Genomic DNA, 21,409 nt, shown 5'->3' with positions numbered 1-21,409 from the left:
ATATTTATCGGGTCAAGACTATTTGATCAAGTCAAATGAACAGATTAAGAAGTTTCTCCAAGAAAATAAAGGTAAAGAATTTTTAGACTATTTCCCACTACCTTGTGATAAATGGTATAAAGGAGGTTTAACAAGATTAGAATCTTGGCATATTCGTTGGAAAGATAAGGATTTTTTTATCGCAAAAAAGCGTGAGTTTAAATCTCGCATTAACTCTTTTTTATATTCATTGTTGATTTTGCTTTTACCGAAAAGATATAAATTTTCTGAAGGCTTTGCTCTTTATGGAGGTTCAGCATTTTGGTGCTTAACAGGAGAATCCATAAAATGGATAAATGATTTTGTTAAGCAAAATCCTAAGTTTGTTAATCGTTTTAATTACACTTATTGTCCAGATGAATTGTTTTACCAGATCCTAATTGTAAATTCACCTTTTAAGGATAAAATTATTAACACTCGCTTGACATATCTAGAGTGGTCTAACGCTAATTCGCTTCACCCCAAAATTTTAGAAAAAAATGATTTTGATAAAATTAGAGACTCAGGAAAATTATTTGCCAGGAAGTTTGATATGACTATAGACCCGGATATATTAGATATGATTGATGAAATGATATTGAGTCAATCTTAAAAAAGCAAATAAATTTTGAATTTTGGTCGGAGAGAAGAAATAATAAATGTTCCCGACTATTGAACTTTGGACAAAAAAGAGTGGTTTGCGTAAAATATCCGCGAACCAAACGTAATTTCAAAAATACTCAGATGATTGCTCAAGGTTGACGTTGATCCAGCCGCCATTGTTTGGCGAACGGACAATCCACCAATTTTCGTGATAGATTAAGATAAAGTGCTTTTTGTCAATCAGTTTAAATACTCAAAATATTGATAATAAAAATGATAATCGCTACTTTGGAGGAGGATAAAGGACAGGGGGATATTTTCTTTCTTTGCGTCTCCACGTCTCTCCTTCTTTGCGTCAGTGTATCGATTATAGTGATTGCTGTTATTAAAGAGTCCCAAGCAATTTATAGTGAGAGTTGTCTGTAAATCCTTAAGCAATTGTGAAAGCGATTACTCTCCTTGGTTCCACTGGTTCTATTGGTACTCAGACTTTAGATATTGTTACTCAGTACCCAGATCAGTTTCGGATTGTGGGATTGGCAGCTGGGAACAATGTAGAGATGTTGGCTGCTCAAATTCGGCAGTTTCGACCGAAAATAGCAGCAATCTCCTCAGAAGATAAATTACCAGCGCTCAAAGAAGCTCTCATTGACCTCGATCCCCAACCGATTTTACTGGCAGGTGATGCCGGAGTGATAGAAGTCGCTCGCTACGGCGATGCCCAAACCGTTGTCACTGGTATCGTTGGTTGTGCTGGTTTGTTACCCACGATCGCAGCTATTGAAGCTGGTAAAGATATTGCCTTAGCGAACAAAGAAACCCTGATTGCTGGGGCCCCTGTGGTTCTACCCTTAGTTGAAAAACACGGTGTAAAATTACTCCCAGCCGATTCTGAGCATTCCGCAATCTTTCAATGCCTCCAAGGTGTGCCAAAGGGAGGCTTACGGAAAATTTTGCTCACTGCATCTGGTGGGGCTTTCCGGGAATGGGATGTAGAAAAGTTAGCAGAAGTGACCGTTGCTGACGCCATCAAGCATCCTAATTGGTCGATGGGGCGGAAAATCACGGTAGACTCTGCTACTTTGATGAATAAAGGACTGGAAGTAATTGAGGCTCACTTTCTGTTTGGGTTGGATTATGACAATATCCAAATTGTCATTCATCCCCAGAGCATTATTCACTCGCTGATTGAACTGCAAGATACTTCAGTTTTAGCCCAACTCGGTTGGCCAGATATGCGCTTACCCTTACTGTATGCTCTATCTTGGCCCGATCGCATCTATACCAACTGGGAACCATTAGATTTAGTCAAAGCTGGAAATTTAACCTTCAGTGAACCAGATCACCAGAAGTATCCTTGTATGCAGTTGGCTTATGCTGTGGGTAAGGCTGGTGGTTCGATGCCAGCTGTGTTAAATGCCGCAAATGAGCAAGCTGTGGCTTTATTTTTATCAGAAAAAATTCGGTTTTTAGATATTCCCCGGTGTATCGAATCGGTGTGCGATCGCCATCAAAATGATAACCGTGCTAATCCCTCTTTAGATGACATTTTGGCAGCAGATAAATGGGCAAGACAAGAAGTTTTAACCGCGACTGAAAAGTTAAAAACTGACTCGCGGATAATTTCTCTGCGATAAAAACCTTTAGTTCAGATTGGACTGGGGATCAGAAATTGATGCCTAGTCCCCAATCTTTAAATCCCCAGCGTCTAATCCAATTAATATGGAAATCATTTCACCTTATGGCAAAAACATAGTCACCATACAAAAAGTTAATAAATTGAAGATAGTCAGTGGCTTCCGGATCAGCCATCACTTTTATGTATATTTATAATTTATCTCCAAACACAAATATAAAAATCTTTACAGAAACTTTGCAAAAAAAGCGGCATTTCACATTAAGAATTCTCTCGTTTTTAGGTAAAATATCCCCAGGCTAATTATCACAAAAAAACCCATCATAGTGGATATTTAAAATTGGGTTTAGCATCTTTTATACCAATGATTGTTACCAAAACAAAAACTTATTCTTTCTGAAGAAACACACTCTCAGATAAGGACAATTATTAAGGAATTAATATATGATTGCTACGCTGATTGTAGCTTGGATAGTCTTCATAATATTGTGGAAGCTGCTGAAAGCAACCGTGAGCAATGCATTGACTATTGCAGCAATCCTTGTTTTATTAAATATTGGTTTTGGCATTACTCCACAAGATATTTGGCATTATGTAACGCAGTTTGCTCAAAATCTGTCGCAAATCCGAAGTGGCAAGTAAAAATCAATACTTCACTTTTAGTAATCAAAGGTGAAATATAAAATATGAAATGACAAAATTTTTAACTTTGATACAACTGCTGTCAAAGTTTCTGTGGTGTTTACAACCTTTCTTGGTCAATTATTATTTAATGCTGAAATCTTAGCCAACGCATCCTTAAAACTCGGCGGCAACTGACGCATAATCTTGCCTCTTTCGCGATCTAAAGCTACTAAAGTCACTTTGGCAGTGACGTACAATTCTTGTCCATCAGTTGAGACAATAGCATAATCCCAATTGATTCGGACGCCAGTTACCTCAGCCATGCGTGTTTTTACCACCACTGCCATACCCAATTGAATTGAACGATGATAGCGCACCGACAGTTCTACAACTAGTAAATCGCAGCCTATAGCGACTAAATCAACAAATTCAATCCCTATAGATCGCAAGCATTCAATCCGCGCTTCTTCCATCCAAGCTATATAGGAACCGTGCCAGACAAGACCGGCATAGTCAGTGTGGTGGGGTTGCACTCTGACAGGATATTCAAACCAATTCCCAAATTCATGACTTGATGGATTGTCAAGGGCGCTGGTTGGTGGTAGTTTTGGTTGAGGGGGTTTTTCTTCTGACATCTTCAAGTTTCTAAGCACCTATAAATTTTCCAAGTCATTGAATAGCATAAAAATTAATTGCGCTGCCGGACTTCTTGATTTAATATTTACACTTCCGAGTCTAGGGAGTGTTTTGTTATGCAGCCTAATCTCCAGTATGTTAATGTTGTTACTTTGACTCTACTTAGTTTACTAGGTTTTGGGATGGCTTACCCAGAAAATAACCATGTAAGCACAAATGCAAAGTTGAGGTATGATTTCGGAGAAAAAGCTCAAGCTTTACCCAAGAATAATCAGCTCTCAGAAATTGAAAGGCTCAACGAAGAGGCTATCAAAGAATCTCGGCAAGACCAATCGAAAGAAGCGTTGCAGAGATTACAAAAAGCATTAGCCATCAGCAGAGAACTTGGAGAACGCTCTTGGGAAGCCGTAACACTCAACAATATCGGCAGAATCTACCAAAGTCAAAGAAAGTATCCTGAAGCACTTCAATCCTATCAGCAAGCCCTATTAATTAACAAAGAACTTGGGGATCTGGTTCGACTTGGCAAAACCTACAGTAACATAGGTTACTTATTTGATATCCAAAACCAACCAGAGTTAGCAATTTTTTTCTATAAGCATTGCTTGATTAATCGTGAGAAAGCTCGCTTGAATCCATCAGCACTTAGTGCGCCACAACCAGATGCTTATAGCATAACTGTTAGCCAGACATATCGTATTTTGGGTGAACGATTACTCAAACAAGAACGTGTTCCTGAAGCACAAAGGACAATAGATTTACTCAAAGTTGAAGAACTAGAGGAATATCTCCAGAGTGTGCCAGGTAATCAACGTACTGTCAAAGGTATTAATATAGCGGCAACAGAAAAACCAATTAAACAAAAGCTAGAGCAAACCCTGGATAATGCTGTTGTGCTAGGTAAAGAACTGACAACACTCCGGAAAATCTCCCCCAAAGAGCGATCGCTCGAACAGAAACAACGGATCGAGCAATTAGTCTCAAATCAACAGCAACTCCTGGATGGATTTAACGAATTTATCAATAGTCCTTCAGTGAAAGCACAGGTAGAGCAAATTAGCCGGACAGCTAGGCAGCAAAATTTGGATTTGCAGAGTCTCAACGAACTTCGGGATAATTTGGCGCGATTACCTCAAAAATCTGCACTCCTCTACCCACTGATTTTAAAAGATAGCTTGGAATTGGTACTAGTAACTCCTGATTCTCCACCAATTCATCGCACCGTTGCTGTAAAACGCGAAACCCTCCATCGGACAATTGGTGCTTTCCGCCAAGCTTTAATCAATCCCAGTCGAAATATCAAAGCACCTGCACGCCAATTGCATGACTGGCTAATTAAACCGATAGAAAAAGACCTGAAGCTATCAGGTACACAAACTCTGATTTACGCTCCAGATGACCAGTTACGCTATATTCCTTTAACTGCTTTATATGATGGCAAACAATGGCTAGTGCAGCGTTTCAATGTCAATCACATTACATCTGCCAGCCTGACTAACTTAAATACCCCACAACAATCTACTTTGCGGGTTTTAGTCGGTGCTTTTACTAAAGGTAATTATCAAATTAAAGTTGGGAATCGACAGGTTGCTTTTGCTGGTTTGCCCTTTGCAACGCGGGAAGTAGAAAACTTAGCCGCTACTGTTCCTGAAACTACGAAGCTTTTAGACGATGCCTTTAGCCCCAAAGCTACTGTACCCCAAATGGATGATTATACAATTGTCCATTTAGCGACTCATGCAGCCTTTGTGGTGGGTAAACCAGAAGATTCGTTTATTTTATTCGGGAATGGTGATCGCGTTAATTTTAGAAATGTCGCCAGTTGGTCACTATCCCATGTAGATTTGGTAGTGTTGAGCGCCTGTGAAACCGGCTTGGGAGGCAAGTTGGGTAACGGTGAGGAAATTTTGGGCTTTGGCTATCAGATGCAACAAACCGGCGCCAGAGCCGCGATCGCCTCGCTGTGGTCAGTGGATGATGGTGGTACACAAGCACTCATGAGTGCTTTTTATGGTACACTCTCTACTGAGAAGTTGACTAAAACTGAAGCTTTACGACAAGCTCAAGTCTCATTAATTACCGGAGACTGGAAGGCAATAAATCATAATGTACCCGCAGCAGCAGTTAATGACTTTAGTCATCCGTACTATTGGGCACCTTTTATTTTGATTGGTAATGGACAATAGGAGTAAAAATCCATAATTAGGATTAGTGAAAATACACAGTCAAGCAGATATAATGATAGTTGCTACTGCCTAGATTCACCAGCTGACCTTAGTAACGCGCAACATCCGCGATTTCGATAGCTGCGATATTCCATTACTGAATCCTTTTACATAGCCCTAACGAAAACTGCGTTAGCAAAGCTTAACGTTCGCGTAGCGTCTCGAAGAGAAGTTATCAAGTTTTGATGATATTTTGGGCAAAGAGGAGCGCCCAACTACTCAACCTCTGACTTTGGTGTGTTTTTACACCTTCCAGCTAAAGGATCAAAATCCGGCTCGTGAGGTTTTGGCAGATACAAAAAAATATGCGATGGGCCAGCCACGAGCCAATCACTTAATGGTAATGGAGAATAGGTAAGAGCGATCGCCAACTAAGCCACCATTACCAATTACCGATAATCAATTTCTAAGAAAGCGATCGACCTTTGAAACCTTAATACTTCTTGGCAAGAGTTTTAGAGCCTGTATCAGTTTGCATAGATTGCTTGACAAGATTAGCCAGTTCGTCTAATTGGCTAATTGCCTCCGCACCTTCTAACTTCATTAATTCGCGGTCATCCCGCATTTCCGTCCAAGTAATCCCGTAATCAGACACTAAAAACCGAATTAGATGGTTATCACCCAAGCCAACCATAAACGATGCACTATTCATTTGGTCGCCACAGGTATAGCAGGACGCAAGATACCCACGCCGCTCTAGTACAGTCGCCAAAGCTTGCAGGTTCATCACCAAGTCTTGGACGAATTGTCGATGTTGATGTGCTAGTCTCAGAAACACTTTTGTCCTCCAGACACCACAGTAAGTTGAGTCTCTTTTATATTTTCTTTAGATTTTCTCATCCACTGGTATTGTAGACTATTCATTACAATTAACCAGACAAATGATATTGAGTCGTTAATTGACTACCTTGTTTAGGGTAGTGGATCGGGATTTTGAGCGCCGTATCAAACTATTCAGTTTGCAAATTCAAAATATCGGACAGAATTGCTAAATTTAACTATGTCTTTATACATTTCTGCCAGGGTAGATTCTTACAAGAAGCGATCCGCTTTTAGAGTAACTTAAATCTCGCACTAGTCAAGTACGGAAATGCTACATATTTCGCTTTTATAAGCGACGGACAGCCAAATTCACTGGTAATAGAGGCTAAAATGTAGTTTTACATCGTTATAGTGTCTTTTTTAGATATTTGATATGTTCTTTTTCTAACGTAGATTTTATATAGATAAATGATTAGGTATACCAAATTCGTTCCTCCCGTATATATAAAGTTGAGCAGATGACAGTGCAAATTTTAGATCCAGTACTAAAACTAGATTAAGTATAGTCCTTTATACAGAGTTTACCTCATGTAATTAATAGACAAGTCGTAAGTGTAAAATCCACAATGGATCAACTCAACACTGACAATACCTAAACTCAGCAGAGCAATGTTGCCATTTAGGCAATATTTTCAGCTATTTTGGCTCAAAAAGTTAGTTGTACCAAGTAAAGCACAGAGATTTTACGTAGCAATGGCTATTCTACCTTGCTGACAGGTAAGTGGCATTTGATTCAGACTTGCGATCGCCTACGGCGGGCGGTTACGCCATCGCACCGCCACCGCTTCATTTAATTCCTGGCCGTTACAACGGGGGTTTAAACATTTCTTTGGCTTCTTAGATGGATTGGAACATCCCCAGACACCCCATATTCTCTACGAAGACAATAAACCTATTCTCAGTTGATCGTTATCCTAAGAATTTCCTCACTACCGATTACTGGACACAAAGAGTGATCGCATTACTCAAACAACCAAAAACCAAGTCAATAGACAAGCTATTTTTCTTGTATTTTGCCAACAATGCTGTTCACTCAACGTTTAATATTAGTGTCACGAAACATTACTTGTAGTGCTAACAAGTTTTTCCCCTTTCAACATCCGCGCCGCAGCTTCAAGGAGAGCTTCTTCGAGATAGGGCTTGGTAAAGTAGCCACTAGCACCGAGTTGAGCTGCAATTTGTCTGTGCTTGTCTGCACCCCGTGAGGTGAGCATAGCGATCGGTAGGTGGTTGAGGTTAGAGTCTTTCTGGATGCGAGAGAGTAACTCCAGACCATCGCAGCGGGGCATTTCGATGTCGCAAAATACAATATCACAAGGCAGACCGGAGCGGAGTTTATCCCAAGCTTCCTGGCCATCACGCGCCTGTTCTACGCGATAACCTGCTTTATTAAATGTCAGGGATAGCAATTCTCGGACTGTAATTGAGTCATCGACTATCAGCACTGTTGGATCAATTTTCGCAGGAGAGGTGTCTGGGGGAGTAGCTTTCTGTTGCCAAGAATTGCCACCAATTTGTGTAGAAATCCGTCCTTGGAAAATGTCAATTATTTCCAGCACGTCAGCAATAGGCATAATGCGGCCATCACCAAGGACTGTAGCACCAGCTACACCAATGGGTTTAGGTGCTGGCCCTTCAAATTGCTTAATTACAATTTCTTGTTCGCTCAACACCAGGTCAATCTGTAGAGCAATTAGGGTATTTGCCGATCGCACTACCACCACAGAAACCATATCATCATCTCTGGTGCCGCCATAGACATTGCCGCGACTGATTTGGCGATTGAAGGTTAAAAGTTCTTTCAGAGGTCGGAATGGCAGTACTGTATCGCGCCAGGAAATAAACGATTGCCCATTGCCATCGTGCTGGATATTTTTAACTGGTATATCCAACGTATCTTCTACACCGTCCATCGGGAAGGCAATTCTAGCTCGATCTGAGACGCAGCAGAGAGCTTTACAAATACTCAGAGTCAGTGGCAGACGAATGGTGAAGATGGTTCCCTTACCGAGCACAGAATCGGTGTTCACTGTTCCCCGAATTTCGCTAATCTCGGAACGCACTACGTCCATACCCACACCACGACCAGAAATTTCATCAGCTTGGTCTTTGATCGTAAAACCAGACTGGAACAGCAGATCGTAGACTTCCAGGCGAGACATGGCTTTTGCCTGCGCTTCCGTAATCATGCCAATCTTCACCGCCTTAGCCTTAACCTTTGCTGAATCTATACCTGCGCCATCATCGCCTACGGAAATTATCGTTTGGTTACCTTGGTGAAAGGCACGGATAGTAATGATTCCCACGGATGGTTTACCAGCACCTTGTCGTTCTTCTGGCGTTTCAATACCGTGAGCGATCGCATTATTCAGCATATGAGTTAGCGGATCGGTAAGATGATCCAAAATCATCTTGTCAATTAAGGTATCGCCACCTTCGATCACCAACTCAACTTGTTTGCCACACTTAATGGCGTTGTCGCGCACTCCTCGCCGCCAGCGATCAATAGTTTGGGCAAAATGCACCATTCGCGCTCTTGTTAGTCCCTCTTGTAGCTGGGTAGTTACTTGGCGGAACTGCCTTGCTACTCGCTCAGTTTCTTCGGTGACAAAATCAATGTCACTTGCCGACTCACGCACTCGCACAATCCGCTCAATCATCTGCTGTGAGAGTGTATGGAAAGGAGTAAAACGATCCATTTCTAGCTCGCTAAAACCCCTATCGGCATTGGAATCAGGCGCTTGAAAGCCGGAGTCTTTCTTTTTGCGTCCAGCTAACAGAGAAGCTTCCAAAAGCGATCGCTCGTACAACTCTTGCATCCTTGCGCCCACATCTGAGAGTTGTTGTACCTGAATCAGCAAGTTATCTAATGACTGCCGCAGCCGTTCATGATCCTGCTCTAAGGTATTGCGATTTACCACCAACTCCCCAACTAAATTACTCATATCGTCCAGTTGCTTAACTGGAACCTTCATCGTTTCTTCAAATCTCGTAGCCCTACGAGTAGAGGGGCGGGGAGTTTTGCTGGTGTTAGATTTTAGTAATGGTGAATGGGATATTGTTTGATCTGCTTCTGCCAGCAACTTTTCCAAATCACCAAATTCATCTTTTATGGCTGGTGATGGAATGGGATTATTAGCCAAGACTGGCTGAATATCGAAGGGCTGGCGTTGGGGTAGCCCGTCGTAGGCATCGCTGTCGTTATCTGTACCTAGCAATTCTTCCAGGGCTGCAAAATCTACTTCTGGTATTGAGGTAGCTTTGGGGTTAAGTGCTACTTCCTCTTCTAGTAATCCTTCCAAGTATGCAAATTCATCTTCTAGAGCAACTACTTCAATGGTTTCTGTCGTTACTAATTCTTTAGTTGAGGTAACAATAGCATTTTCTTCCTCTAACACTGGTGCAGTTTCAGATGTCTCTCCTTGATCCCATAAATCAGTTTTTACATCTTCTTGAATAACCGTTTGGGTGAAATCATTAACAGCTTGTGAGTCAATTTTTGCCGCATTCTCTTCTAATTCTTCCTGGTTTGTTGCTTCTGATATAGCAGTTTCTGTAAACAATAAATCATTTGCAAAACTAGGCTCATTACTCACAAAATCTGTATTTTCTGTGAACTCAAAGGCAGTTTCTAACTTATTGTTCGGCTCAGTACCTAAAACTTCTGGGCTTGTCTGGGCTAAATCTGAAGTTTCCCCAAAACTGATATCTAGAGAAGTTTCTGTAGGCGATAGTTCATCCACAGTATTATCTGTGGTTTCCATCTGAATATAGGTGGAGTCATTTGTGGCTCCATCTTCAAACAGCAGTTGGGAATTTTCATCGAAAGAGCCGAACAAATCACCTGGCTGTGCGTGGGGTGAATCTGAATTTTCCCCAAAATTGATATCTAAAGAAGTTTCTGTAGGCGATAGTTCATCCACAGTATTATCTGTGGTTTCCATCTGAATATAGGTGGAGTCATTTGTGGCTCCATCTTCAAACAGCAGTTGGGAATTTTCATCGAAAGAGCTGAATGAATTAAGTTCCAGATCAACGGCAGATATCTCTGGGGGCTGATTGGTAAATTCTGGAACAAAATCTAAAGCTTCTGGTTGTTGCGATCGCCTGAGAATTTCTTCCCCTGGATGCTGCCCGAACAATGGCGTTTCTGGCGGGGATGGTTCGATGCGATCGCTGATTGTCGGGGAAATAGTTGAGTTACTCGGTGCTAACTCATCAAATAAATCATCTCCAGAATCTGATGAGAATACCAAATCTAGCTGCTCTTGGTGCTGGAAATTGATATCAAAATCTTCTTCTCTGTCAAAACTGGCTATAGGAGAAGGTATGGGCTGCTGACTGTCGGCAAAAATGTCATCAGCCTCCTCAGCAAACAAACTCTCCTCTAACCCCCTTTCCACATTCTGCTCAATTAAGGAATCGAATTCGTCCTGTTCCTCTATGGTTTCCTGATTCCAGAAGTTGCTCAGATCATTTTCTGATTGAGAAAACTTAGGTACTATTGCTGGAGATGTATCAAATAAATCACCTATTTCTGGTTCACTTGTAGGCAGTAGTGGATGTTCTTCCATTTCAGCAAACAGGTTGTCCGAAGACAAGCCTGTTTGCTGAGGTAATTCTACGTAGTCACTAGGGATAATTTCTTCTACCCAATTTGCCTTTTTGGTTTCTAAGAATAAGTTATCAAAACTGTTTTGTTGACTGGTAGATAGTTCCACACTGGCGAACGCCTCAGTTTCCGGTTGAGTCACTTCGCCTGTAGGCAATAGTTCTACATCATCATTTAGTGCCAGTGTCAATAAATCTTCAACCACATCGTTTTTGTTGACATTATTTTGGACAATCTCTCTAGGCGGCTGCTGCGGATCACTAGTAATCTCAGTAAATTCTTGTAAATTTTCGTCAGGGTAAGAGTCTAAATTTAGATTAATTACGTTAATATCGCTCAACTCTACAGTCGTAGCGGATGTTTGTTGATTTTGCGGTTCTGAATTCTCTTTTTCTAAGAAGTTATCACCAAATAACAAGGATAAGTCTTCTGTCGTAGCTGTGATTGCTAGGTGCTGCTCGTTGTTTGTATCTTCATCAAAGGAGAGTAAATCGGATAAGTCGCCATCAGCAGCCTCAGCGTCAGTGCTGCTGAAATCAATTCCAAAGTCATCGGTGGCAACAATATTTAAGGTTTGTTCTTGATGCCAAGTTTCATCGAGTTCGGGAGTTTCGCCTTCAAATAAATCGGCAAGGGTATTTAACTCAGCTATTCCTACCTCTGGACCATTGGGGTCAAGATTGCTACTGATTGGATGTGCTTCGTCATGTATGGTGAAAGAAAAACTATTATGAATTGCAGCGTTTAATGGTATCCCTTGTAACTGAAGATCAGGGCGTTCGCTACTATCCTCGTCTAGATTAAATTCCTCAATTGGCTCAGATAGGTTAGTTATGACTAACTGCTCAGTTTTCGTAGTTTCTGAAGTGTTGACGGATAAAATTAGCTTTGGCGCAGTTGATGGTTCTGTCAAAACCGTAGGCTGTTGGTCAAACAAATCGGGGGTAATTTCTAACAACTCAATTTCTGCAAAGCTCAAAAGTGCTTCTAGTTGCTGACTAATTGCAATTTCGGCTTCTTTACCTTGCAGGACTAATTCTAAAGCTTGCTTGATTTCGGTAATGACAATTTTAGCTAGAGTCAGATAAGTGTTTTCGGGATTGCCGATCGCACTGGCTGCTGCTTGACACAAACCACACCACTTGGACAAATTCCAAGTCTCACCAAGTCTGACTAACTGGTAACAGCATTGCTGAAGGTTTTGTCGAGTTGAGGGTGTTGTTGTTTGCTTAAACAGTTGCAACATTTCCCGCAGTGTTTGCAGTACTTGGGCTTGAAACTTGCCCCAATTATTATTTTCTTTGGCGGTGACTGGCGATAGCGCAGCTAAGCCGTGTCCGTGAGCGTCTGGCATCTCCTGGGGTGCTACAGAGAAGGATATTTCTGAAGATTCCTGATCGGTGTCTTCTGCCAAACTGGGAATATCTTGCCGCAGAAAAAGTTCAGTAAGTGTGGAGACGTTCTCTACAGAGGTTGTGTGTAGTTCTGTTGCCGAAGGACTGATGGCTACTCCACTGTTCTTTTGTTCTACAAGTAATTCCAGATGCTGATTCAGCCATTGAAAGACTGGCTCAGTTTCTAACATCAAAGTATTAGCTGCATCTTCAGAAAGACCAAATGGCCCGCTCAAATGCTCTAGCAGCGCTTTCAGGGTATCAGATACACCGAGAAATAAAGACTCTAACTTTTGGTCAACCTGAACCGGATGCTCTATGAGGAGTTTGAAACAATCTTCCAGACGATGGGAGGTATGCTGGATGCTAGTCAATCCAAGCATCGCCGCTCCTCCTTTGATGGAGTGAGCCGCCCGGAAGACTTCGCTAATTATTTCCGGGTCGTTCAGAGTCCCCTCTAAATTCAGCAACCCCTGCTCAATAGTATTCAGGTGATCCCTGGCTTCTTCGATAAAGTAACCCAAAATCCGCTGTTGTTGTTCCGGCAGCATAGCAAAAGTTATGAGTTGTGAGTTATGAGTTATGAGTTATGAGTTATGAGTTATGAGTTATGAATTATGAGTTATGAGTTATGAGTTGTAATTTTTATTTCTAACTTCTCATTCTTAACTCCTAACTTTGTTGTGAGTTTTGATTTTTATTTCTAACTCCTCACTCCTAACTCCTAACTTTGTTACCTGGTTTCCATAGTTTCCACTCGGAAACGTTCAACGGAGGCGATCAAGTCACGGGATACACCTACTAAGTGTTGTAGGGCACCGGAAACTCGCTGGGCTTCCTGGGAAGTTTCTTGCGCGGTGAGTTCTACTGATTGCATTACATGAGCGACGGCGCGGGAGGTTTCAGTTTGTTCCACAGTGTCGCTAGTAATTGAGCGCACAAGAATATCGATGCGATTCGCCACTTGAATAATGTTTTCGAGCGATCGCTTGGCTTCTTCTGCCAATTTTGTCCCTTTAATTACTTGTTGTGTGCCTTCTTCCATCGCGGTCATCACCGAGCCTGTTTCGCTTTGGATTTGCATCACAATTTGTTCAATTTCCTTCAGGGATTTGGCAGATTTATCTGCTAGCTGACGCACTTCGTCTGCGACGATCGCAAACCCGCGTCCAGCTTCTCCCGCTCTTGCCGCCTCAATACTAGCATTGAGTGCTAACAAGTTTGTTCTCGAAGCAATCTGGGAAATCAACGCCACAATTTTAGAAATTTCTTGGGAAGATTCCGCCAACCGCTTCACTTTGCGAGTGGTTTCGGCAACGGTTTCTCGGATTTCTAAAATCCCCGCCACAGTATTTTCTACTGCTTCCCCACCTTTGAGAGCGATCGTACTAGCATCACGGGCGACGGTTTCGGCTTCCCGCGCCGCCTCTGCTACCCGCTGAATCGAATCGGTCATTACCTGTACAGAATTCAGCGTCACTGCCAACTCTTCTGCTTGGCGCAAAGCATCACCAGATAAGGCTCTAGCAAAGGTTTCAGAGTTGGTTGCACCTTTTGTCACATCCTTCGCTGCCACTTTTACTTGTTGAACGATATCCCGCAGGTTTTGAATTGTCAGGTTAAAGGCGTCAGCTACAGCCCCCAGTACGTCGGCTGTCACTTCAGCTTGGACTGTTAAATCTCCTCTAGCAGCTCCTTCTACATCATCCAACAGGCGAATCACCTGACGTTGCAGGTTTTCTTTGGCTTCCTCTTGTTCATCGGCTTTCCGCTGGGCTTCACTTGTAGTCGTGAAAACTACCCGCGCCATTTCATTAAAGCCAGTGGCTAAGTGCCCCAATTCATCTTCAGAAAATACTGTGGCTTGAGCATTCAAATTTCCTTGGCGTACAGCCTCAAACTGAGCTTGCAGATCATTGGTTGTGCGGCGAATTTGTTTGAGTGCAAGATTCCCCATGAAGCCTGCGGTAGCAAAACCTGCAATCCCAGCGGCTAGTGACATTGCCCAACCTGTGTTTCGTACTGATTCTCGTTGTTGGGGTGGAGAAAATGTGGTGGCGACAAAGCTAACTGTGGCTACAACCAGCGCTGAGACAATGCCCACACTTCCAGCAATTAACCATTGTTTCCTTTCTATGGAGGCATTTTCTAATGGTGCTAACCAGCCTTGCTCGACGCTAACGGTGGGTTCTAGTTTCGAGACATCTGTTTGGCTAAAGACTGGAACTGCTTCATGCGAACCAGTCATCGAGAATAGTTCCTCTTCGCGATCGCTAGCTGCATCACTTAAAAAAGCCTCCGCGCTTTGAGGGCGTCCACTACCACTAGTTTCTGCTGGAGCAGAAGGCATTGCTGCATCACCGATGTTAGAATTTCCTTCGATCAGGTCAAACCCTGGAATGTTGCCTAAATCGTCAAATTCCTCAAAGTCATCTAAAAACTCGATATTACTCTTAGAATTTTCTCCTATATTGTTTGAGTCTTCATAAGAGCTTAAACCCTCTGAGCCAAAGGCAGACTCAAATGCTTCCATATCAAAATTTTCATCGTCATCAAAGCTATTTTTACCGTTGATTTCACCTGATTTAAACTGCTTTTCTTCGAGAGGTAGATTGCGGCTAACAGATGAAGAATTATCAGATAAATTTGGCAAAAACTCTTCCTTTTTTCCTAAATCTTTTGAATTCAACCAATCATGTGCTTCGATTTCAGGCAAATTATCTTGAATTTTGGATTCCAAGTTATTGGTTGTTGACGAACTGGTTATAAATTCTTCTTCAACAATTAGTAAAGTTTCGTCTTCAAAATTAGATTTTTTATATTCTAAATTTCCAATCCGAAGCTCTGGAGACTTGGGATCGCTCAACAAATCAGGCAAATCATTCTCGGTATGACCAGTTTGTGAATTAGAAAAGGAAGAGTTATTATTGTCAATAACTGAATTTCTGTGAGCAGAATTTATCCCATGATCTGAAAACTGACTATTTACTAATGATTCTTCTGACATATCTTCCTGCCAGAAAGCAGGCAACTCTAATTCTGTTTTCTCCTCCCAGTTGCGATTTGATTGTTCCTCCGATTCTTCATCCAAGGCAAAAGGATCATCACTAAAAGCTGTAGAAGAATCTGATATTTTTCCCTTTCCAATGCTATCTTCTGTGGGGATATCAAATGGACTATTTGAAGATAGCTCTTCAACGCCATTCATAGTTTCTTCATGCTCACCAAAAAAGTTCAAATCAAGGCTCTTGCTGTCAAACTCCTCATTAGCGCCGAAATCTTTTAATTCTTGTTCGTTATATGCTAGTGCATCAGATATGTTTGGAGAATTTATTTGCTCTTCACTTCCTGATGGATCAATCTCTCCACTGAATGACTGGAGGTATTGATTTATATTCTCAATTCCATTATTGGCAAAACCAATAATTTCTTGATCATTAGTCAAGCGTAATACGTGTTGATATTCTTCTTTTGCTACATCATACTGCTGCAAAACATAGTAGATGTGACCCCTTAATAAATGGGAATTGGGGTCATTTGGTAAATTTTGCACCACTTGGTCAACTAAAGTGGCGGCAACCTCATAATTCCTTTGAACATAGGCGCTCATCGCCTGTTGATATGTTGGCTCGTAATTATCAATACTTGCTGCCATTTCCTCCTCCAATTTCATCCTGCCCACCGCGCACTTCGTAAAATTGCCATTTGATCGAGCAGTCGCAGACACTGTTTGTTTTTAGCACTTAATAACCACTCTCCACGTAAAAAGGGAGCCATAGTATCTGGAACGCTAATTGATGGCATGAGATTCTGGACATCCAACCAGTCCATACCACCAATTTCCTCTACTGCTAAACCCACTATTGTGTCTTGCTCTTCAATGGCAATCACCGGAATTTCAGCTCTATCCGTGTTTAATGCACTTGCTTCCCCAAGAAATTGACCCAAATCAGCCACCCAAATAACTCGACCTCGTAAATTTAGGGTACCCAAAAGTAAAGGAGAAGCATTAGGAATCGGGGTGATTCTATCAGGACTTAGTTCAATTACCTCCCGAATACCAGTTGCTTGTAGTGCAAACTCCTGATGCGAGGGAATGTAAAATCTCAAATGTAACTCACCTTCAGGACTTTCTACTTGTAATTCAGGTCGGAAATGGTCTTGACCACTGCCACTTAAAAAGTCCGGTTTGCTGACCATATTGCTTTTATCCTTATCCTCGCAGCAGTTGTTTGACTGTTCCTACCAACTCGGTTGGTTGAAACGGTTTGGCTATGTAGGCGTCTGCACCCTGCTTCATACCCCAGTAGCGATCAAATTCTTCGCCTTTGGAAGAACACATAACCACAGGGACATTTTGGGTTTTTGGATCGGATTTTAACCGCCGACAAACTTCGTAGCCGTTCATCCGGGGCATGACAATATCCAATACTACTAAATCGGGAGGTGCTATTTGAATTGCCTCCAATGCTTCTAATCCGTCACTGGCATGGGTCACTGTTAGACCAGTCGCTTTCAGGAGGTCTGTAATCATCTCCCTTTGCGCGATACTGTCTTCCACAATCAGAACTGTACTCATAAGTGTCTATTTACCTCCTGATGTAGACGTTCCTACTTGGAACATTCCCTGATTCCTCCGCAAGGATTAACTGTATAAATTAATTCTATTTTTTCACTATTTTCCCGGATATTGACGTTTTACTGAGTTGGCTGACTCTGTGATAACATCTTTTAACTCATCTTTTAGTAGATCAACAAATCTTCGATCTGTTCATGTGCCCATGCTCTCTCAATTTTGGATTAATGCGATTGCTATAGATTGTTCAATTCCATTTTCCAAAATCCAGAATCTAAAATTCTTCTGCCCCATGACGCCACTTGCCTTAAGCGGGGGAACCCGGACAACGCAGTGGCTCCCCCATGCCCAATTTTCATTGGTTGTTGATATATTTCTGGACGAGCATAAGCAACTCAGTGTCTGTAAACGGTTTTGTTAAATAATCTGTTGCCCCGACCATACTAGCTTTGACTCGATCAATAAATCCATCTTTACCAGTAAGCATAATAATCGGTATGAGCCGAAATGCTGTTGAATGTCGCAGCATGGCACAAACCTCGTACCCCTCCAATTCCGACATGGCAATGTCGCATAAAATTAAATCCGGCTTGAGTTGAAACACCAGACTCAGTGCCTCTAAAGGATTGGTAAGAGCGATCGCTTCATAACCTTGTGGTTGTAAGATGGAATTTACAGTCTCACCGATGGCGATCGCATCGTCAATACATACTATCCGCCCCTTTTGTTTTCCCTTCAATTCCCAGCTATCCGTGTGGGTATCTGGTTTAGTTGTCTCTGAATATACTAGTTGTAGCCAACTCTGTTGCACATATGGATATATTGCCTTAGCGACTGTCAAAATGTCTCGGTTGAGATAGCGAGCCAGTTGACGCAAGGATGTTTTACCATCAGCCCAATGTTGTAGCTTATTTACGGTTGCTTCTGGTAGCGAGGATTGTAGCTGAACTTTGTCAGATAGCACTGGCAATTGTTCTGGAGACTGAATGTGTGGATACAGTTGCTTCCACTCTTGCACTTGCTTCGTAATTTTTGTAACAAATGGAGCAATCTCGAAAGTGTTTAATTGCGGGGCAAGTGCCGCACCCTGATGGAAAATGAAGTTACCTTGGTGTAAACTCAGCAGGTCAAAGAGAGTTTCATGCACTAAGCCGTGAATGATACTACCAGCTATCTTTGGGTTGATGATATTCCGCTCCAAGAGTGCCCAAAGATAGGCATACTCTGGCGCGTCGGTTGATGGTAGGGAGGCAATTTGTTTGTCGGTAAGTCGCATCTCTACTCGGTAATGACGTAAATAATCGCTAATTCTAGATAAACTACTCTCACCTTCTTGACAATAGATAATTTCACCATTGAGGAAGAACACGAACCAAGACTGTTGTTCGAGACGATAAATGCTTGCTCCATCTCCACCCAGTCTGTTGTTATGGTGAGAGCTATGAGCTTCCACCCATAGTTGCCCAGTTCGCTGTCCCAACTCAATCAATTGCAGGATACTGCAAATATCAATTTCATTTAAATTTCCCTGCATTTAGCTAAAAAGTGCTCCTTAAGTATTGCTGAATTTTAAATTGTGAATTTTGACTTCTTCTTTAAGTATTGATTATGGATTACTGAAAAGATTTTTACCCTGTTCTTTATTCTTATCCGAGAATACATTAAGCTATAAACCTTAATTTTTCGTAATACACTTCGACAAAGCTAGTGTTAACACGGAAGTCATCATCACTGTCATCAGTACAAAATATAAAGGCGCGACCAATTCGCTTTTATAAGTATCAAGACGTAACATCTCGCGTCTATAGTTTTGTCTGTCTTGTTCTCCTAAACTTCAGTTCAGTGAGACAAGTTAACAGAATTATTTAAGGTATATCCCAAAACATGAACTTTAAGTGCATCAATAAGGACTAACGGTGTGCTGTATTTAGCAGAAGTACAAAAACAGAAAGGTGGTTTACTTAGTGGCGGTGCCAAAACCGAACTGAAACTGCTAGCTTGTCAGCGAACTGACCAGAATTGGAGTACTGTGTCAGAAGAAGTGATTGCTGCTGAGGACGCAAGCAAATTAAATGATGGTGCTTTGGTACTAGTTGAACTAAATCCGAATCGTCAAGTGCAGCGGATTCAAGAAGCAGGGCGTCCACTAGTCAACATTTTGCAGAATTTTTCCCGGCAATTGGAGAAATTTAAGCTCAAGGAAGATGAGATTGATCAGTGGAAGCAGTCGCTGACGTTTCAGGCGCAAGAGTTGAATCGCCGTGAAATGGACATGGAAGTACGCTCAGAACAGTTGCAACAATTGGAGGATGAGTTGCGACAACTTGAGGAGCAAAAACAGAAAGTTGACACATCCCGCCAAGAAATTGAACGGTTACAAACAGAAGTTGAGCGCAATCGCCAGGAATTGGAAGGCGCTTGGGAGCATTTGCATGGCGAGCAGCGTCGCCTGGAGGAGCGTCAAGCGGATTTCCAACAGGGGACGGTTATAGATGAGGAGCAAAGTCGGGTAATGAGTGAGTTACTTGATCGCTTATCTAGTCGTGTTACTCCCACGGAAACAGTCAGAGAACACCTGCATCTGGCTTTTGAATTGGTTCAAAAGCAGCAAGCTACTCTTACCCCCCACTGGCAAAAACTGGAGGAGCAAAAAACTGCGATCGCTCAACAGCAAGAAGAAGTTGAGCGTTTGTCACAAACCTTTAGCGATCGCCAAAATGCATGTCTTGAAGCACAAAATTCTCTAGTTCAGCAAACAGCCCAATTACAGATAAATACAGCAGACCTTACTAGTAAGCAAGAGTATGCTCGGATAATCAAAGAGCAGTTACGAAACGCCGAAGAGTTATATCAACAGATTCACTCTTTAGCTGCAACATCTGGTGATGTAGTTCTCGGCCAGCAAGCTAATGTAGAAGCTTTGGAGAAAATGCCTTTAGAAGAACTACAAAAAACAGTGCAAGACTTGCAATATAAGGTGCAAATAGACGCTAGCTTTGTTCACGATCAAGAACAAGAACTGACATATAAACAAGAAGCTATAGAAGAACTCCAAACTAAAATAAATCACGCATCTGACCATGACCACATCAATTTGGAACTGGAACTAACGGATGAAAAAGACCTTTACCAGATGCTAAACTCCAGTTTGGTGGGACAACGCCGCAATATGCTACAGCATCAGAAGTTTCTCAAGCAACACCAAGCTGTACTGCTGCGGCGGCAAGGACATACTGTTACTGATGAAAAAGAAAGTAACAACAAAATTAATTTAGAACCGATTCTGTTACAAATTGAAACCCAGCGGCAACAATATTCACAGGAAATCCCAAAACTGGAACGGGAAATTGAGCAGATTCGTTCTGGTATTGAGCTAAATCAGGGAATGATTGACAATCAAACCCACGATCTGGATGAAAAGCGCCAAGAACTCAAAGCGATCGAGGAAAACTTGCTGTCCCTGCAAAGAACAACTGCTGAGTACTGGGGTCGGGTGAATTTATATCAAGAAGCACTACAACCAATTCAGGATTCACTCGATGGCTTACGGCAAAAGCTGCAAGAAATTGGAGAATCTTTGGAGCAATTTCAGGAAACTGGTGATTATCAACTCCAAGCGATCGCCCAGTTGCGTCATACTCTCCAAAGTTTAATATCTCAGCCAGAATTACTAGCGTCTTAGTGTATTTAACTTCTTAGTCAACCTGATGGCTGGTTTAGCTGCTTATACTTACTTGTCTAAAAAACCTCCACTTGACATCTACCCTAAAGACTAACCTGCACTACCTCCTGCTGTTTTTTAATTCGTCGAACTCACGTTAATTCACATTCCTAAGTTAGGAGTTTAGAGTTTGCAATTATAAGTTACAGCTATTTTGACGTCAATAGACCACGGTGTAGGGAACATTGCTCATTGGTGTCAACTTAAGGTGAAAACCCGTCTGTAACTAGCTTTTAGAGATTGCCTCGTTCCCAGCCAGAGACTGGGAATGCATAATGGGGGGCTGCCGCCTCCCTGACTTGCAGAGGCTGGAAACGAGGTTTTAACTTGTCTTTATAATTCGATATTGTGAGTTTATTTTGTAAAGATAGTTAAACCGCGTCCACCTTGAAAACTGTAGTTCTTCCCGTATGAAAAGAAAAAACCCTCATCCCCCAGCCCCTTCTCCCAATATTGGGAGAAGGGGAGCCGGAAAGAAGTCCCTCTGCCCCTACTTGGGAGAGGGATTTAGGGTGAGGGCAAAAACTACGGTTCTCAACATA

Annotated in this window: 12 protein-coding genes; 5 read left to right on the top strand and 7 right to left on the bottom strand. The window is 42.0% G+C overall.

The window, feature by feature from the left end:
* From Q0541_RS34260 to Q0541_RS34250, 3 genes are all read left to right on the top strand, one after another.
* The coding region (locus tag Q0541_RS34260; RefSeq protein ID WP_298921589.1) for a beta-1,6-N-acetylglucosaminyltransferase at positions 1-631 on the top strand (631 nt) is incomplete at its 5' end.
* Positions 632-1,061: 430 nt separating this feature from the next.
* Positions 1,062-2,258 (top strand): 1-deoxy-D-xylulose-5-phosphate reductoisomerase, encoded by a 1,197-nt coding sequence (gene dxr / locus Q0541_RS34255; protein WP_298921586.1) that lies wholly within the window; start codon positions 1,062-1,064, stop codon positions 2,256-2,258.
* A 443-nt stretch (positions 2,259-2,701) separates the two neighbouring features.
* Positions 2,702-2,899: a hypothetical protein gene (locus tag Q0541_RS34250; RefSeq protein WP_298921584.1), complete on the top strand. Its 198-nt coding sequence runs from the start codon at positions 2,702-2,704 to the stop codon at positions 2,897-2,899.
* Positions 2,900-3,015: 116 nt separating this feature from the next.
* On the opposite strand, the gene Q0541_RS34245 is transcribed toward Q0541_RS34250, so the two are convergent.
* Positions 3,016-3,516, bottom strand: coding sequence for a thioesterase family protein (locus Q0541_RS34245; protein WP_298921581.1), 501 nt, complete (start codon positions 3,514-3,516; stop codon positions 3,016-3,018).
* Between the two features lie 117 nt (positions 3,517-3,633).
* On the opposite strand from Q0541_RS34245, the gene Q0541_RS34240 reads away from it, so the two are divergent.
* Positions 3,634-5,703, top strand: coding sequence for a CHAT domain-containing protein (locus Q0541_RS34240; RefSeq protein ID WP_298921579.1), 2,070 nt, complete (start codon positions 3,634-3,636; stop codon positions 5,701-5,703).
* 472 nt (positions 5,704-6,175) lie between these two features.
* On the opposite strand, the gene Q0541_RS34235 is transcribed toward Q0541_RS34240, so the two are convergent.
* The 6 genes from Q0541_RS34235 to Q0541_RS34210 all read right to left on the bottom strand — a co-directional run bounded on the left by Q0541_RS34235 (position 6,176) and on the right by Q0541_RS34210 (position 18,680).
* The gene (locus Q0541_RS34235) at positions 6,176-6,520 is read right to left on the bottom strand and encodes a DUF1815 family protein (RefSeq protein WP_273766912.1); all 345 of its coding nucleotides are present in this window, start codon (positions 6,518-6,520) and stop codon (positions 6,176-6,178) included.
* Positions 6,521-7,616: 1,096 nt separating this feature from the next.
* Positions 7,617-13,121 carry a response regulator gene (locus tag Q0541_RS34230; protein ID WP_298921576.1) on the bottom strand — a complete coding sequence of 1,835 codons (5,505 nt, stop codon included), beginning with the start codon at positions 13,119-13,121 and terminating at the stop codon, positions 7,617-7,619.
* 182 nt (positions 13,122-13,303) lie between these two features.
* Positions 13,304-16,225, bottom strand: coding sequence for a methyl-accepting chemotaxis protein (locus tag Q0541_RS34225; protein WP_298921573.1), 2,922 nt, complete (start codon positions 16,223-16,225; stop codon positions 13,304-13,306).
* Positions 16,226-16,239: 14 nt separating this feature from the next.
* Positions 16,240-16,770, bottom strand: coding sequence for a chemotaxis protein CheW (locus Q0541_RS34220; protein ID WP_273766906.1), 531 nt, complete (start codon positions 16,768-16,770; stop codon positions 16,240-16,242).
* 13 nt (positions 16,771-16,783) lie between these two features.
* The gene (locus Q0541_RS34215) at positions 16,784-17,149 is read right to left on the bottom strand and encodes a response regulator (RefSeq protein WP_069073698.1); all 366 of its coding nucleotides are present in this window, start codon (positions 17,147-17,149) and stop codon (positions 16,784-16,786) included.
* Positions 17,150-17,501: 352 nt separating this feature from the next.
* Positions 17,502-18,680, bottom strand: coding sequence for a response regulator (locus Q0541_RS34210; protein WP_298921556.1), 1,179 nt, complete (start codon positions 18,678-18,680; stop codon positions 17,502-17,504).
* A 384-nt stretch (positions 18,681-19,064) separates the two neighbouring features.
* Between Q0541_RS34210 and hmpF the strand changes: the two genes are divergently transcribed.
* Positions 19,065-20,828 (top strand): pilus motility taxis protein HmpF, encoded by a 1,764-nt coding sequence (gene hmpF / locus Q0541_RS34205; protein WP_298921553.1) that lies wholly within the window; start codon positions 19,065-19,067, stop codon positions 20,826-20,828.
* The last annotated feature ends 581 nt before the right edge of the window (positions 20,829-21,409 follow it).

Origin of the sequence: uncultured Nostoc sp., from assembly GCF_937863485.1 — a bacterium.
Taxonomy (GTDB): domain Bacteria; phylum Cyanobacteriota; class Cyanobacteriia; order Cyanobacteriales; family Nostocaceae; genus Nostoc.
This window is presented reverse-complemented; position numbering and strand designations above follow the sequence as displayed.